Origin of the sequence: Actinomadura roseirufa, from assembly GCF_900659635.1 — a bacterium.
Taxonomy (GTDB): domain Bacteria; phylum Actinomycetota; class Actinomycetes; order Streptosporangiales; family Streptosporangiaceae; genus Spirillospora; species Spirillospora roseirufa.
This window is the reverse complement of sequence record NZ_CAACVB010000010.1, coordinates 17,627-33,081: the sequence shown is the minus strand read 5'-3', so window position 1 is coordinate 33,081 and position 15,455 is coordinate 17,627. Positions and strand designations below refer to the sequence as shown.

General features: G+C 69.2%; 12 protein-coding genes. 1 reads left to right on the top strand and 11 read right to left on the bottom strand.

What is annotated here, in order from left to right; genetic code table 11:
* Positions 1–22: 22 nt before the first annotated feature.
* The 11 genes from E1291_RS04060 to E1291_RS45005 all read right to left on the bottom strand — a co-directional run bounded on the left by E1291_RS04060 (position 23) and on the right by E1291_RS45005 (position 13,604).
* Positions 23–1,117, bottom strand: coding sequence for a YcaO-like family protein (locus E1291_RS04060; protein ID WP_131736173.1), 1,095 nt, complete (start codon positions 1,115–1,117; stop codon positions 23–25).
* A gap of 229 nt (positions 1,118–1,346) precedes the next feature.
* Complete coding sequence (locus E1291_RS04055; RefSeq protein ID WP_131736172.1) at positions 1,347–2,744, bottom strand: SagB/ThcOx family dehydrogenase; 1,398 nt, start codon at positions 2,742–2,744, stop codon at positions 1,347–1,349.
* Positions 2,745–2,830: 86 nt separating this feature from the next.
* Complete coding sequence (locus E1291_RS04050; protein ID WP_131736171.1) at positions 2,831–3,016, bottom strand: hypothetical protein; 186 nt, start codon at positions 3,014–3,016, stop codon at positions 2,831–2,833.
* A gap of 34 nt (positions 3,017–3,050) precedes the next feature.
* Positions 3,051–4,817 (bottom strand): ABC transporter ATP-binding protein, encoded by a 1,767-nt coding sequence (locus E1291_RS04045; RefSeq protein WP_131736170.1) that lies wholly within the window; start codon positions 4,815–4,817, stop codon positions 3,051–3,053.
* Between the two features lie 118 nt (positions 4,818–4,935).
* Positions 4,936–5,859: a sulfotransferase family protein gene (locus tag E1291_RS04040; RefSeq protein WP_165494950.1), complete on the bottom strand. Its 924-nt coding sequence runs from the start codon at positions 5,857–5,859 to the stop codon at positions 4,936–4,938.
* Entirely contained in the window at positions 5,853–6,356 is a 504-nt protein-coding gene (locus tag E1291_RS04035) for a hypothetical protein (RefSeq protein WP_131736168.1), read from the bottom strand. Before E1291_RS04035 ends, E1291_RS04040 begins: the two co-directional genes overlap by 7 nt.
* 157 nt (positions 6,357–6,513) lie before the next feature.
* Positions 6,514–8,262 carry a hypothetical protein gene (locus tag E1291_RS04030; protein WP_131736167.1) on the bottom strand — a complete coding sequence of 583 codons (1,749 nt, stop codon included), beginning with the start codon at positions 8,260–8,262 and terminating at the stop codon, positions 6,514–6,516.
* Positions 8,259–8,981, bottom strand: coding sequence for a hypothetical protein (locus E1291_RS04025; RefSeq protein WP_131736166.1), 723 nt, complete (start codon positions 8,979–8,981; stop codon positions 8,259–8,261). The genes E1291_RS04030 and E1291_RS04025 overlap by 4 nt, the downstream gene beginning before the upstream one ends.
* Positions 8,982–9,235: 254 nt before the next feature.
* The gene (locus E1291_RS04020; protein WP_131736165.1) at positions 9,236–12,385 is read right to left on the bottom strand and encodes a lantibiotic dehydratase; all 3,150 of its coding nucleotides are present in this window, start codon (positions 12,383–12,385) and stop codon (positions 9,236–9,238) included.
* Between the two features lie 78 nt (positions 12,386–12,463).
* Entirely contained in the window at positions 12,464–13,210 is a 747-nt protein-coding gene (locus E1291_RS45010) for a GbsR/MarR family transcriptional regulator (RefSeq protein ID WP_131736164.1), read from the bottom strand.
* 169 nt (positions 13,211–13,379) lie between these two features.
* Positions 13,380–13,604 carry a hypothetical protein gene (locus E1291_RS45005; RefSeq protein ID WP_131736163.1) on the bottom strand — a complete coding sequence of 75 codons (225 nt, stop codon included), beginning with the start codon at positions 13,602–13,604 and terminating at the stop codon, positions 13,380–13,382.
* 971 nt (positions 13,605–14,575) lie between these two features.
* Here E1291_RS45005 and E1291_RS04005 point away from each other — a divergent pair.
* Complete coding sequence (locus E1291_RS04005; RefSeq protein WP_131736162.1) at positions 14,576–15,427, top strand: SAM-dependent methyltransferase; 852 nt, start codon at positions 14,576–14,578, stop codon at positions 15,425–15,427.
* Positions 15,428–15,455 lie beyond the last annotated feature (28 nt).

The following is a 15,455-nucleotide window of genomic DNA, read 5'->3' as shown; positions in this document are numbered from 1 at the left end:
CCGCCCGCACACACGATCGCCTTTACGGGAACGGCTGCGGCCACTGGTTGAGCTCGTCCTCGGGGAGGCTGCGAAATCCCATCGCCTCCGGGGCCTGGTAGAGGCGGGGATGGGCGCGATACTGCGCGTACCGCAGCAGCGACATCGGCTGCAGGGCCGGGATCACCACGCTGACGGCCACCAGTCCGACGTCCGCGAGTTCGGGGGACGTCGCGTCGCAGGCGATGACGTCGATCCCGCGGGCTTCGAACAGATCTATGAGCTGGGTCAGCGCCCGGTCGCCGTCGGCCGCCAGCGTCCCCGCCGTGCTCATCTCCCGGACGGGCCGGGACTCGATCCCCTCGGTGAGGAAGTCGAAGGCGTGGGCCCGCTCGGGCCTGGCCATGAAACGGGCGCCGTCCTCCACGTTCGTGTAGTCGGCGAACGACTCCACCAGCGGCTTGTCGGTGTAGCAGAGGCTGCGGACGAACACCGTCTCGAGCAACGCCTTCTCGGCGGCCTGGGCGAGATCCCTTTCCGTGGCGCAGCCGATGACCTGGTGAGCCTTCGCGTCGTGTTCCGCGATCTGGAGGCAGTACACGGTCGGGACGCCCAGGTCGGTCGTGGCGTCGAAGAGGTGGGTCCGGATGAAATGGCGGTCGCACCAGTCCAGCAGATAGTCCGAGTTCACGGTGCGGCAGGACTCCGGCACCGGAGCGAGCGGCAGCTTCTGCAGCCAGGTCAGCGCGACGGCGTCGCGCTCGACGACCTCGCAGATCGCCCGCACGATCGCCTCGGCCGGATCGGAGTGGACCGCGTAGCCGGTGGAGATCCGGAACCAGAAGTTCTCCTCGTCCCGGACGCCGGGCATGCCATAGCAGGCCATGACCGACGGGACCCAGATCGGCTGTGCGGATGTGAGTTCGGTGCCCTGGACCCAGCGGATCCGTGCGGCCGGGTCGAACGGCGCCAACGTGCATTCCGGCCGGGCGTACTCCGTGGGTGAGCAGACCGGTATCGCGCTCATGTCCAGCACTCTGCCATCCAGCTCGCCCAGCTTTGCCAGGACCTGCGGGCCACTGGTGAAACAACCTGCATAGCGTTCGGCGGCCTCGGCCAGAGCGATGAACCGGCCCATCTCACTGGAATCGATACTGCGACCGCATCCGCTGACGCTCTCCTTGACGGGCCGGCCGGGGACTCCCGAACCGACGGAGGACACGTGCAGGGTGACCCGGTCCAAGCCCCTGAACCCCGCGTCTTCACCTATGTAAGAGACCACCCCGTAAGGCGAAACGAGCGGGTCGAGATCCGGCCGTGCGTTCACGTTCTCAGCTCCTCGTGCCTTGTCATGTCGTCCGTCCGGCTCAGCCTTCGATGCCGAGCATGAACTCGCCGACCGTCGACTCCTCGGTGACGTCGAGCCCCGTCGCCCTGCTGAACAGCACCGCGTCTCCTCCGCCCAGCGCACACGGCGCGAGGCCCATGTCCGTGGCGACGAGGTACATCGCCTCGTAAAGGACCCCGACGTTCTTCAACGTGGTGGCGTATGCCAGCCCCTGGTACTTCCAGCTGAGCCGGGAGAAGCGGGAACTGAGCACCAGCACCACCTGCGGCTCGCTCTCGGCCACGGCGGAGATCCGAGCGGTGTGAACGAAACCCCGGACGACCTCCTCGGCCCGGGAGACCAGCTCGAGGGCATGCCCCTCGGGGTCGTAGTGGTACAGCCCGCTCGGAATGCCTTCGCAGTTCCGCACAACGGGATAGATCTCCACGTCGTATATGCCGCCGCCACTGGGATACGGGCGGTCGGAGAACTCGTATGACAGCGGATCGTCCTTGTTCATGGGATGAGTACCGCGCAGGCGGGCCGTCCGGAAGAGGAACTCGCCGAGTTGGGCGGCGGGAAGCGGCCGCGTGCTGAACGACCTGACGCTGCGCCGTTTCTCCATGGCCTCGGCCAGGCTCATGGAACTCCCGTCTCCGGCGGCTCCGGTCGGCCGGGGCAGCGGCACCGCGGACGCGCCCATCGGCTCCTTGAGCGCCGGCAACGGAACGAACTCGCCCGCGAAGCGGAACGTCCCCGCCACGACCTCACCGGCCAGCCCCTGACGGCTCTTGGAATGCATCAACACGTCATGGAACTCACGCTGGACCAGCACCGGCAGCAGATCCTCTTCGGATTTCCCGTCCTCCCGGCATTCGACGACCGCGCCGACCAGCCCGAGGAAGGCCAGAGTGTCGTGCACGGCCTCGCGTTCGAGCACCGCGCAGTTCTGGACGAGGCTCTCGGCGCTCTGCGGCCGCGCCAGCAGGCCGACCAGCACGAGAACGCCGGGATCGACGACCTCGACGCGGAAGTACTTCCGCGGGGACTCGATGATGAGCGCGGAACCCGAACGCCTGGTGCAGACGAACTTGGACAACCGGAACAGCTTGCCGCCGCCCGGCTCGGTCATCCTCGTGACCTGCGACAGTTCGGAAACAGAGACCGCGGTCAGCAGGATGTTCCCGGCCTCACCGCAGCGCAGTTCGACCAGGTCGCGCGCCGTCAGCATCTGCACCACGGTGAGCATCCGCCGGGAGAACGCTTCGCCCGGTTCGGCGCCGAGCTCCATGGGGCCCGTGCGCAACCCGCTGAGCCGTTCCTCCGCCCGCTCACCGAGCCCACGGAGCCGCATCCGCCACCCGCTTTTGTCGAAGACAAGCGAGTCCTCGGTCGAATCGAGCAGGGCGACATCGCTTCTGAGCACAAGGTCGATCACGAATACTCCTCCGGGGACGTCCACGGTGGCCGGCGGTGCGCCGTGCCGGTTCTGCCGGCACGGCGCACCGCCGGCGGCTTCAACCGCTAGTGGCAGTAATTGGTCATGCTGCTGCTCTTGGTGTTGGCGCAGGGCGGGTAGGAGGTTCCGCAGCCGCCGACGCAGGGCGACGTGCGCTCCGGCTTCGACTCCATCGCCTTGGTGAGGTCCTCCCAGCTCAGCTGCGTGACGTCTTCCACTTGGAGGTCGAGGTCGAGGTCGAGATCCTGCATGGTGAACTCCTCTTTTCCGAATCGTGTGTCATGGTCAGGGTCCGGCCGCTTGCGCGGCGAACAGTTGCCGGTAGGTCCGGCTCTCCGTGATCAGTTCCTTGTGACCTCCGTGTTCCGCGACGCGTCCGTCCGTCAGCAGAAGGACGCTGTCGCCGTCGTTGAGAGGCGGGATCCGGTGGGCTATGACGATCAGCGTCCGGTCGACGCAGTGGGACCGGACGGATCGATAGACCGAGTCGCTCAGGACGCCGTCCAGGGCGCTGGCGGCCTCGTCCAGGATCAAGATGGGAGAGGGGGACAGCATCGCCCTGGCGAGTCCCAGCCGCTGCCGCTCTCCGCCGGACAGTTCGTGGCCGTGCTCGCCGACGGAGGTGTCCATGCCCTCGGCGAGCCCGTCGACCACGGTGTCGAGTTCGACGGCGGCGAGGACCGCTCGGAGTGCCTCGTCGGTCGCGTCCGGCAGGGCGATGAGAAGGTTCTCGCGCACCGAGGTGTTGAAGACCGCCGGTTCCTGCGGCACCAGGGTGACGAGCGAGTGCAGGCCGGACATGCCGGGTACGCGATGGCCGGCCGACACCTCCCCCTCCGTCGGGGCGAGCAGCCCGGCCGCGACGTAGGCCAGCGTGCTCTTGCCGGAGCCCGACCGGCCGACGACGAAGGTCGTCGAGCCTCCGGGGAAGTCGGCGCTGACCTCGCGGAGGGCGGCGGCGTCCGCGGCGGGATAGGTGAAGCCGACGCCGCTCAGCCGCAGGTCGGGAGGCCCCGCCGCCACCCCGGCGGAGAGCGGCGGCCGGTGCGGCACGGCGGCCCGTCCCTCGGCCATGTCGATGTAGGCGAAGACCCGGTCGAACGTGACCGTCGAACTCGTGATCATGCCGGCGGTGTCCAGGAGTTCCTGGATGGGGCCCGCCAGCCGGGCCTGCAACAGGGAGATCACGACGACCGACCCGACGGAGACCCCGGGGAACAGGGAGCCGGCGGTCCAGTAGATGAGCGGCGGGACGCACGCGAAGGCGATGCCGATGATCGCGTAGACCGACCGGCCCGCCAGGCGCTGCCGGTAGGTCAGATCGGCGATGGCCGCCGACTCCGCGGCGAAGCGGTCGCGCTGCACCGGCTGCCGTCCGAACGTCCTGCCGACGATGACCCCGGAGAGCGACAGGTCCTCGCCGACGCGCCGCATCATGCGGGCCACGCCGTCCTGGCGGGCGCTGGTGAGCCTGCGCCTCTTCCTAGCGAAGCGGTTGTTGACCAGGCTCAGCATGATGGTGAGGGCCAGCGTCACCACGGCGAGGGGCCAGCTCAGCAGGAGCATGCCGGCGCCCGCGGTCAGGATGCCGGTCAGCGAGAACAGGATGACCTGCGCGGAGAAGGTGACCGTGTCGCTGATCTCTTCGATGTCGCTGACCAGGACCGACTGGGTCCGGCTGTTGGATTCGGCGGTGAAGAACGTCAGGGGCATGCGCTGGACGGCGTCGAAGACGTCCACCCGCAGGTCGTGGACGAGCCGCTGGCCCGCCAGGTGCGTCAGCCTGCCCTGGAGCAGCGAGGCGAGGTTCGTCAGCACACCGGCGGCGATCATGAACAGGCACAGGGCGGCGAGCAGGCCGTCGTCGCGGTGCGGCAGCGCGTCGTCGATGAGCGCTCTGAGCGCCAGCGGGCTCACCATGCTCAGCGCGACCATGCACATGATCAGTAGCGCCGACAGCACGATCAGTGTGCGGTGCGGTCGGAATCGGGGGATCAGCCGGCCGAACGTCCGCATGGCGGTGGCGGCCTGATCACTGGGCTGGCTGGGCACCTGTCACGCTCCCGAGCAAGCGCTTCGATGGGGCATCGGATCGTCCTGGGCGAACGTTCATGGGACGCCGCGAACGGGCACCGCCTCGCGCGGTCACCCAGAAAAGCGTTCCTTCGCTTTAGTAGCCGAGACCTTCGGCGAGTTCTCTCATCCGCCGCTGCATTTCCTGGGGAAGTCCCCATTCATCGTCGAAGACGACCGGACCCGGTGGTTCGACTTCACGCAACCGGGGCGAGCGGAAGAACTTCCAGTCGCCGCCCTGCAGGTCGCCCGCCGGGCCGGTTCCCGCGAACGTCCAGTCTTCGGTCCGCTTCATCCGCTCGACGACCTGCTCGTCCCAGGGAAGCCCGAGCCAGTCGACGACACGGGGCAGAAATACGTCGGGACGATTGAGCAGGTCTTCCGCTCGTACCCGGATCCACCGGTCGGGCGGCAGGTCGTCCAGCATCCGGACGACCCGGTGATGGCCGAGATACCACGAGGACGCCGCGGTGACGGCGACGCCGCCTCCCCCGGTCACGCCCAGGAGCCGCAGATGCTCCGCCATCGACCGCTGCGTGTCCACGGGATGCCTGGTCAGATGGATGAAGCGTGCGTTCGGGTAGGCCCGTGCGCAGGCGGCGAGCGCAGGGTCCGTCCGCACGGTGTCGGGCGACTTCTCCAGGCAGATCAGCGGGCTGACGGCATCCTGGAGGTCGTCGAACACCCGCGTCAAAGACCAGTCCGGGCGTTGTGCCAGCCATTGCATCGACCAGGCGATGTCCGCCGTTTCCTGGCCGCCCCTGTGAATTTGGGCGATGGCTCGCCAGATGCCACTGAGCCGAACGGAGTAATAGGACGGGGGATATCCGGGCTCCACGGTCGCCTCGGAAAGGAGCGTCCGGACGTCGGGGAGCGCGAACATGATCATCTCAGGAAATCCGAAGATGCCGTCATGCCCGCTCAGCATGGCCTGCACGACGGTGGAGTAGGAGCGCGCCGGGGCGAGCAGGAACACCGGTTCTCTGTGGTTGACCCGGCCGTCGGTCCCGGCTGTCAGCACGATGTCCCCAGGGACACGGTCAGCAGGTGCCGCCGGTTACCGTAGCCGCGCATGACCGATGTGATCGCACGTGCGGGCCGATCGTGCACGGCGCACGCCAGCCCGCGGGCGAGTGCCGAGAACCAGATGCCATGGGCAAGGGACCCGGCTCGTGAGATGAGCGCGCCGTAGGCCGCGGGCCTCTCCGCGAGCCGCTCGAAGTCCGCCGAGATCAGCAGGTGTGCGGGAGCGTCTCCATAAACGCGCGACACCTCCTCGGCGAGCCCCTTGGCGTGCGGAACCCGGAACCAGGAACCGTCCTCGGCCGCATGGAGGTCCCGCGCCAGATCACGGACGTTGGAAGCCATGAGGTGGACGGCGAATCCGGCGTCACCGTGCACCTCACTCGGCCAGTAGCGCTCTTGGGCGCCCCGCGCCTCATGGACCAGGTCGGCCACCAGGCCCGGCTCCACGGGCGTCGCGGTGAACTCCTGTGCGCGGACGCGCCGCTCCAGCATCTGCGCGGCGCCGACCCCGCCGACCCCGCCGACACGCGTGGCGGCGTCCGCACCGATCCCCGCGCCACCACCCCCAGATGCCCCCCGGCCGGGGCTCGGCGGCGGCTCGGGCAGAGCGGTCCGGCTCCTGACGGCCTGATGCGCTCGTTCCGCCGGCTCATTCGCCCGGATCATCGGCATTCCCGGTCCCCCCTTCGGTGGCGTGGATCAAGGCGATGCCACTGACGAACTCATGGCTCTCGTACAGCTCCAGCAGGCCGTTGACGCGCTCGTCCCAGCACGGGGCGAACTCGATCCCGAGCCCGTAGCCCTCCGCGGTGAAGGCCAGCCGCATCGCGGCGTGCCCGGCGTCGAGCAGGCCCGCCCGGCAGGCCCGGGCACCGTGCGAGTCACGGAGCCGGCTCAGCGTGGAGACGAGGAAGACCACGATCGGCGCGCCTGTGCCGAGGGCAGGGCCGGGGTCCGGTTCGCGGCCGGGTTCGGCGAGAAGGCCGGTCCCTGCCAGTGCGTCGGCCAGACCGACCCGGTCGCGGCGCACGGCGGCCATCGAGTGATTGACATCCTCGTATCTGAGGAGCGTTCCAGGGAGGCCGAAAAGGTCGGTCTCGCTGAGCAGATAGAGATCGGTCGAGCCGATGTCCGCCGTGTCGTACCCCCGCCGGCCGGTTTCTCCGCGCCCCGTGCCGGAGGCTCGCCGGCCGATGACCCTGGCCAACAACCCGCCGATGAGCTCGGGGCCGATGCGCGGAACGGCGCCCGAGGTCCCCCACGTCCATCCCGTCTCGAACTCACGGGTTGGGGCCGGACACTGTTCGTAAGGGGGAAGGGCTGTCCGAGGCAGCGACGGGAAGCTGTCACGCGCGGTCTCCAGCGACTTGATCCTCTCGCGCTGGGCGGGCGTCAGGGCAACGGAGTCCATGATCGGCTCGGGCAGGATCTCGCCCTGCCATTCGTAGGCGCCCGGCGACTCATCGGCCTCCTGCGGATACCGGCATGCCGGGCAACCGCCGCGGGGGACGACGAGGTGGCTCTCCTCTTCTCCGCGAGACGAGACGATGCGGACCATAGACCTCGGAGATCTGCGTTCGCCCACACCGGCCACCAAGGCCAGGACCTCGGCGGCGACCCGCCCCATGAGGATCGTGCTCCGGAGACCGCCCTGCTCGCCGGCGGTCACGTCCGCGTCGGCGTAGGAGGCCCTGAAACAGTCGACGCATGCGGTCACGTCCCGGTAGAAGAGCGGGCCGAACTCACCGCCACCGGCGCCCGGGGAGAAACGCAGGATCGGAACGTCCGATGTGCGATACACCGCCACGGTGTCCTCGAGAATCCCACTACCGGGTTCGTCCAAGACCACGACCAAGGAGGGCCGTGCTCCCCCGGCGCCCTCCCTCGTGCCGGGCCCGAGATTCTCGACCAGACCTATCCCGCCGGCCGCCAGATCACGGGCGAGCACAGCGGTGGTCTCGCGGTTGGCGATGATGAGCACACGGGCCGCGGAGAGTTTCCCGACGATGGTCTCGACATTGGGATATTCCCGTGACATGGCGCCGATGGTTCGTGAGAGGAACAGAGTCAGCGGGTCGTCGGCCACATCGGGGACGTGCGAGCTTTCCACGTACTCCAGCAGCCCGGAGGCGTCCAGCAGATCCAGTGCCTTTCCCACGTGGGAGGGCGATAGCGACAGTTCCTCGCCGAGCCTTTCCGGAGCTCGGGTTCCGTCCAGAAGAGGCAGCATCGGCGATAGGACCGCCGTGGCCGCGGCACCCGAGAACTGGTAGCGGCGCAGCCCCCCTTCGATGAGAAGACCGCCAGGAGATGGGAGGGCGACGAGTCCGCGGCAGAGCCGAGGATTGATCAGTCCGTCACGTTCCGCGTCGTGCCTGTTCCGATGTTGAACGGTCATGAGGCGTTCCCCGTGAACACATCGGCTCCGCCGCGTTGCCGCAGAACTCGCAGGACGGACTCCGGAACCGCCGTGCGCAGGGCCGGTCCGGGGCGGGCGCAGCGGTCGCAGTCGAAGCAGGCGATCACCTGGTTGGCGATGACGGAGTTCGTGATGAGGTTCAGCTCAACGACGCCGCTTGCCTGCTCGGCGACGGCGGAACCGGAGTGGGCACCGTGACGGCGCAGCAGGTCGACGGCGAGGCCTGCCGTCATCGTCAGGTGATGCGGCAGGCACCCGCCGAGCCCGAGGCCCGCGTCCGCGTCGTAGGCGTCGTGGAGCAGGTGAGTGGCGGCGAACTTCTCGTCGTGCTGTACCTGACGGCGGGCGGCGCATCTGAAGCAGGGCGCGAACGGCGGCCTGACCAGCGGGCCGACACGGATGACGAGGCCGTCCTGAACGATCGGAAACCAGGGAGTCCCCGTCGCATAGGCCAGGCGGTCCGCTTCCAGAAGCAGCCCGGGACCGGGCCGTCCGACCGGCACGATGACGCACTCGGCCGACGCTTCGAAAGCCTCTTTCACCGTCGGGCGGCGGCCCAGTCCACCGGTCCTGGACCCCGGTTCGGCATGCTCTTCGTCAATCCGGTCCGCAAGCCGCCTGGAGAAGACGTCTTCCTGGACGACGGCGAAGGTGGGACCGGATTCAGTTCCCCCCGAAGAACCCAACGGGTGCGCCACCGGCGCTGATCGAAGCCATGGCATGTCCCCTCTCACTCCCCTCTGTGAAAGCCGAGCAGCCTTGAACAAGGCTTTTCAAGATCCCCATTCAGAGCATTCATGAGATGTGGATCATGCACAAGTGGATCTTGTGTGATGTAACTCACATTGCCAATCCTTAATTGCGTCGCACCCTTCCGTGCAATGAATTCATTCGCCGTCATCGATTGCAAATGGAATCGCCTGCCGGGGCGGCGCGGACCGGCGACGAACGGTCACCGGTCCCTTTCGCCGGGGACGCGGTTGCGGGCGCTCCAAGCCAGGGCGATGGCGCGCGCCAAGTGGCGGCACTGCCGCTCGGACGCCGGGTCGATTCCGTGTGCGCGGACGTGGTGCATGTGCAGGAGGGACTCGAGCGCCGCGGTGGGCTGGACGTGGGTGGGGCCGGAGGCCAGCCGGCCGGTGTAGGCGGCGGCCGCCCCCTCCCGCGCCCGCCAGGCGTCGATGATCCGCGGGCCGCCGGGAAGGGCCCGCACCGCCGTCCCCTCACCGTCCGTCCCCTCACCATCAAGGCCGGCCAGCGCGACGGCGCGGCGAACTCCGTCGCGGTCGCGGGCGGGAGCGTTCCCGGCCGGGGGATGGTCGATGAGCCAGCGCATCCCCGCGGACCGGCCGCCCCGCATGGCGGCCGCCAGGTCGGCCATGCTCGCCGCGGTGAGCGCGCGGGGGTGGTCGCGGCGCGAGGCGGCCAGCTGGGCGAGGACGGCCGCGGAGTCGGCGGCGAACAGAGCCTCGGCCGCCGCCAAGACCGCACCTGTCCCATAGCGGGCGGTCTCGGGGTGAAAGGTGTCGACGCCGAGGTCGCCGATCAGCCCCTGCCGCCGCAGGCCGGCCGCCCACGCTCCAACGTGGGCCACGGCCCGCCCGTAGTCCCGCTCCCCGGGCAGACGCAGGTGCAATCGCAGGTGCGGCCGCGGATCAGGACCCCGCGAGAACCACCACACCGGCGGCGTCGCCCACCTCGCCAGCAGCGCGGGCAGATGGTCCGCGAGGATCGCCTCGATCCCGTCGGGCTGCGCGTACAGCTTGGCGAACAGGATCTGCGCGCCGGGCAGGACGGCCTGCTCGGGGCCGATCAGCGGCAGCGGCCCGGGGACGGTCACGACCGCCGGACCGGGAGCCGGCCGTACGACGGCCCCGAGGGGAATGAGGACCTCGTGGGCGCGTTCGCCGAACCATCCCCGCTCGGCGGGGGCGGGAGCCTCGGACACGGTGACGGCCTCACCGGCCTTGCCGGCGCGGTCCAGATGAGCGCGCAGAACCGCCGCGTCCATCGGCTCGTCCATGTTCAGCAGCAGTTGGCGGTCCGCGCTGCCCACGCTCACATGGGCGGGCAAACGCAGGCGCGCGCGCTCGGCGTCCCAAGCCGCCGCCCATGCCCGCGCTGGTGCGTCCGGGCCGGGAAGCATCTCCGTGGAAACGCGCCAGCGGGCCGGGGCCAGCACGCTGCGGCCGTAGCGGACGCGCGGCAGGAACGGCAGGCAACTCGCCGTCCCCCAGGCGAACGATGACAGGGCGGCGGCGTCGATCCGCGGGATCTCCCACAGAAAACGCGCCAAGGGGGGCCACGTCGACAAAGCCGCCGCATGGGCCACCATCGGTTCCACCACCCGCCGCCGCGACGTCGACACCACGTAGAGCCGATCGTCATCGGCGGTGACCGCCAGGTCATGGACGGGAATACGCCCCTCCCCGCCGCCGGCATCGTGCTCGGCGAGGCCGACGACATCGTCAAGCAGGCGCGGGGCCCGGGCAATGTTCTCCATGGCCGGATACTTGGGCGGAAAGGACAGCTGCACCGCCAGCGCGCCATCCACCCCGGTCGGCAACCGGCCGTAGAGCCCGGCCATCCGCCGCCTGTCCTCGCCAGGCAGCAGGTCCAGGAACCGCCCGGTCATGGCGACCGCGCTGCGGCTGAACCCCAGCACCGCCAGCTCGAACGCGCCGTCCTCCAACGCGGTCACCCGAGGGGCGCGCACCTGCGCCCACAACTCCGCATGGCCCGGCGGACGCGCCCCGCCCGTCCCACCGCCATCGAACCGATCCAGGAAGTCCTCAGTGAGCACGACCTCTCGCCGGCCGTCCATGGCCGCCTGCTGGGCCAAAGCCAGCAGGCTCACGTCCCGCCGGGAGGTCTGCCATGAAGGAGGTGATCGCGGCTCGTCGAAGTGGGCGGGGAATCCAAGTCCGGCCGTGGCATCGACCAGCTGCGACACCGCGACCACAGCACCAGGCCCGTACCGGTCCAAGAAGGCTGCGTGATAGTCGCGCCAGGCCGGCTGCCCGGCCCCCCTCGGAGCCAGCCGGACGAGAGCCCCCGCGGCCGACTCGGCCTCGGCCGCGACCTCCTCGGGAAGCACCACCGCGCACCCGAGCCGCAGGTCGACCATCAGCGGCTGCGACACCGGCGACAACGCCCGCATCCGGTCGGCCACCGCCCGCCCCGCCCAGCCGCCCGTCCCGTCGGCGGCCGTCAACTGGACATGGATCGCGCTCAGCTCCCGGAACAGCGCCGCCACCCCATCGAGGGCGCCCGCCTCCACCTCCCCAAGCCGATCCAGAAGATGAGCGAGCCCGTCCGTGGCCGTCGAAGGAGGACGCAGGCTACTGATCAGGACACCGCGCGCCACCAGCTCGGCCACCAGCGCCTCCAGCGCCCCGACCGGCGCCTCAGGGAACCCTGCGGCCAGCGCATCGACCAGATCTCCACTCCGGACGGCCGTCCGAGCCGCCTGCAAGACCGCTCGTACCACCGGGTTGAGACGCACCGAGACCTGCGCCGACGTACTGCGGCCGGGACCGCCGCCGGACGGCTGCCAAGGCACCACCAGCCGCCCGCCCCGCACCATCACCAGATCATTCACCACCACCGGCAGACGCCGCCGGAGCACGGGATCCGCCTCGAACCGGGCGATCATCCCGCCCAGCCACACCGCATCCGCCCCGGCCCGGACCTCACCACCGGCCCACCGCACCGATGCCCCCAGGCCGAACCTCAGCGGGGCCACACCGGCGAACGTCCCGAAGGGTGTCGCCCTGCCGCGCATCCGCACCAGATAGCGGGCCAGCGACATCACCATGCTCCGCACCTGACCGGGACGGGGCCGCTCCCCCCGGCACAGCGCCTCGATCCGAGCCGCCAGCACCGGACTGGCCACACCCACGGCCTCAACGACGGGCGCCTGCCCCCAAACCCCTTCAAGCCAGGCGCACCACTGCTCCACCTCGGCGTCATCGTCCAGATCGGGCCAAGGACCCGCAACGACCTCACGACCATGCGCAGACGCGCGAATCAACGCCGCGTCAACACGCCGGTACCACGGCGACGGACCCCGAGCGCTCAACCTGATTCCTCCTACGGGCATGAGCGGCCGCCGCGCAACAGACGCGCCGCGGCCGACGGACGGACGCCTTGCCCCGGGATTTCGAGCCGGGCCCGTGAACTACGGCGTATCTCTGTCGAGGACGGCTCGGTGCTCGGCTCCCCACCCCGTGAAGAAGACCTGCCACCAGTGCTCGGCCACCCGGATCATGTCCTGGCTCACATGCCCGAAGAATTCGCCCATGTCCCTCATCCGGGCACCGGCGGGTGTGGCGTCCCCGAGGATCTCCGCGCCTTCACGGTTGAGATCGGCCAGTGCGGTCAACCGCCGGGCACAGCTCATCCAGGATCGGTACCAGGCGTCCGCGTCGATGATGTAGCGGTCGCGCCGCCGCTGGGAGTCGCGCTCACATCGGATCAGTTCCAGCCGCTTGAGCAGGCCGACGGCCTTGGAGACCGACGCCGGGCTGGCCCGAAGGCGCTGGACGAGCTCGGCGGCGGTGAGACTGCCGCTGTCACAGGTGTAGAGGCAGGCGAGCACCCGTGCGGCCATGCCCGGCAGACCCGTTCTGGCGATCAAGGCGGTGAACCTTTGCTCCAGCTCAAGGGCCCCCTTGGGGTCCCGGCCTCCCGCGTCGGAGGCGGTCGGCGGCACCGGCACCGGTTTGTGCCGCCGAGCACGGCTCACGGTCGCCTCATGCGCCCGATCGGTCTGGTAGTCGCCGGGCCCGCCGTTGCGGACCACTTCACGGCTGATGGTCGAGACCGGCCGGCCCAGCCCCCTGGCGATCTCGGTGTAGGTGAGTCCTTCGGCCAGGCCTGCGGCGATGCGCATACGGTCCTGATATGTGAGCCTTCCTCCCGGCACACGCGTTCATCTCCCCCGTCGTCCCGGCATGCCCGGTGCCCCCACCGGACGGATGGCCAGTATTACGTGCATTCCTTATTGCAAACAATGGCCCGTTTGGGGGTTGCGTTCATCTCTCGTCATTGCAAATTGGGACGACCACCCCGTCACACAGAAGAAAACGCCCAGGTCAGCGCACACACCCGGAGTTAGGGCAAGAAATTGCGACGCCGAACCGTACACACCCAACAACAGAACGTGCATCGCCCGCAGACAACGCCACGCCCCGGACCACTGAACCCTTTTCATGCAGCCGCCGCTTCGACCCGATCGCCTTGCGCCGGCGGCGGATCAGCCCGGCGACGTAGTTCAGCGTTGAACGCGACAAATCAACGGCAGCGCGGTAGAACAGCACCCGGAGCCCCTGGTGGTCGCGGGTTCGGTCGTGGTGATCAACCCGCCCACCAGGGGATGAATTGGGTTTACTGCCCCAGTCCCGCTCTACAGCCACGACCGCGGCTCGACCTCCACGGCCGGTAGACGCGGTGCCGGTCGAGCCGGTGCTGAGCGCCTTGCCCTCGGCCACCGTGCGGTGAGCGGCGCCGATCGCCCCGGCCGGCCCCCTCACCTCAAAGACGCCGGCGTCGTCGCGCGCGTCCGCGCCGTCCAGTCCGACATGGCCGACCGGCAGAAGGACGACGCGGGGTGGTCAGTGCCAGGTGGCTTGTTCTAGGCGGGTCGTTAGGCCGAATGTCTGCCAGTTGTCCACCACGAGGATGCGGGATTGGGCTCCTCCGGCGGGGCTGATGCAGGTAATGGTCGACTCGCGGTAGTCGGCCCGGTGACCGGCGCCGACCTGTAGAAGATTTGGACGAGCGGTGCCTGCGGTGTGGTCTGGTATGTCTCCGGGGCCTTGGGGCAGGGCACTGAATCCGTTTGCGGGTAGAACGGCTTGGCGGAAGTGAAAGGTCCGCCTTCGTTGCCCCGCGCGATGTCATCGGCGATGAAAAGCCAGAAGCCCCGACAAGTGTCGGCCTCGGGATAGCCCTTCTTCTGGCAGTCGCCTCATGTGAGGACGTGCATGCCCGGGCCGTCAGGGACACGGCTCCAGGTGCACGGGATGCGCCCGAGGGCGTGATCGCCGCAGCGTGCACCGAGTAGCGTGCCGGACGGACATGATCGGGCCCCGGGGGCCGCTGTCCCGTTCCAAACGGGCGGGGGACGGCTTCGCAGATCGCCGCAAAATGCCGCATTCCGGGTGGATCGTATTCTTTTTCGGCCTGCGAGTACCGGGCTGGTGGGGTGGGGTTTTTCGGACGAGTCCCTAACGCGCGGTGCGGCATAAAAGTAGGATGTTCTACCGGCCGAGACCTCCGGAGGCTTTCGATGCCCGCTTCTGACATCTCCCCCAGCGACTCATCGGTGAATCCGCCGCCCCATCTGCCCCAGTACGCCCAGGAGAGGTTCCGGACCGACATTCCGTCTCCGGCGCGGACCTGGAACTACTGGCTGGGCGGCAAGGACAATTACGAGGTCGACAGGGTCATCGGGGACGTCACCGCCTCGACGAACCCCGAGGTGATCACGCTCGCCCGGGAGTCGCGTCCCTTCCTGATCCGCGTCGTGACCCATCTGGCCGCCGAGGCGGGGATCCGCAACTTCCTGGACATCGGCGCCGGGCTGCCGACGCACTCCAACACCCACGAGATCGCGCAGCGCGTCGCGCCCGAGTCCCGCGTCGTCTACGTCGACAACGACCCCATGGTGCTCGCGCACGCGCGTGCGCTCCTGCGCGGGACGACCCCCGAGGGCGTCACCGACTACCTCGACGCCGATTACCACCATCCCCGGCAGATTTTGGACGACGCCGCCAACGTGCTGAACTTCAACCGGCCGATCGCGGTGATGTTCATGGGCGTGCTGGGCTTCTGCCAGGACTACGAGACGGCCAGGAGCATCGTCGCAGAGACCATGGCGGGTGTTCCTTCGGGGAGTTTCCTGGTGGCGTGGGACTGCACCGACACGTCCGAGGCCGCCAAGGCGAGCACGGACCGTTACGCCGAGTCCGGGACGCTTCCCTACGTTCTGCGCAGTGTCCAGCAGATCGGCGGTTACTTCGACGGGCTGGAGCTGGTCGATCCCGGTCTGGTCTCCATCACGCAGTGGCGGCCGGACGAGGGGCATGACGGCGAGCCCGCCCACGTCAACGGGTACGGCGCGGTGGCCCGCAAGCTTTAGGGCGGGCCACCGCGCGAGGTCGGCCGGG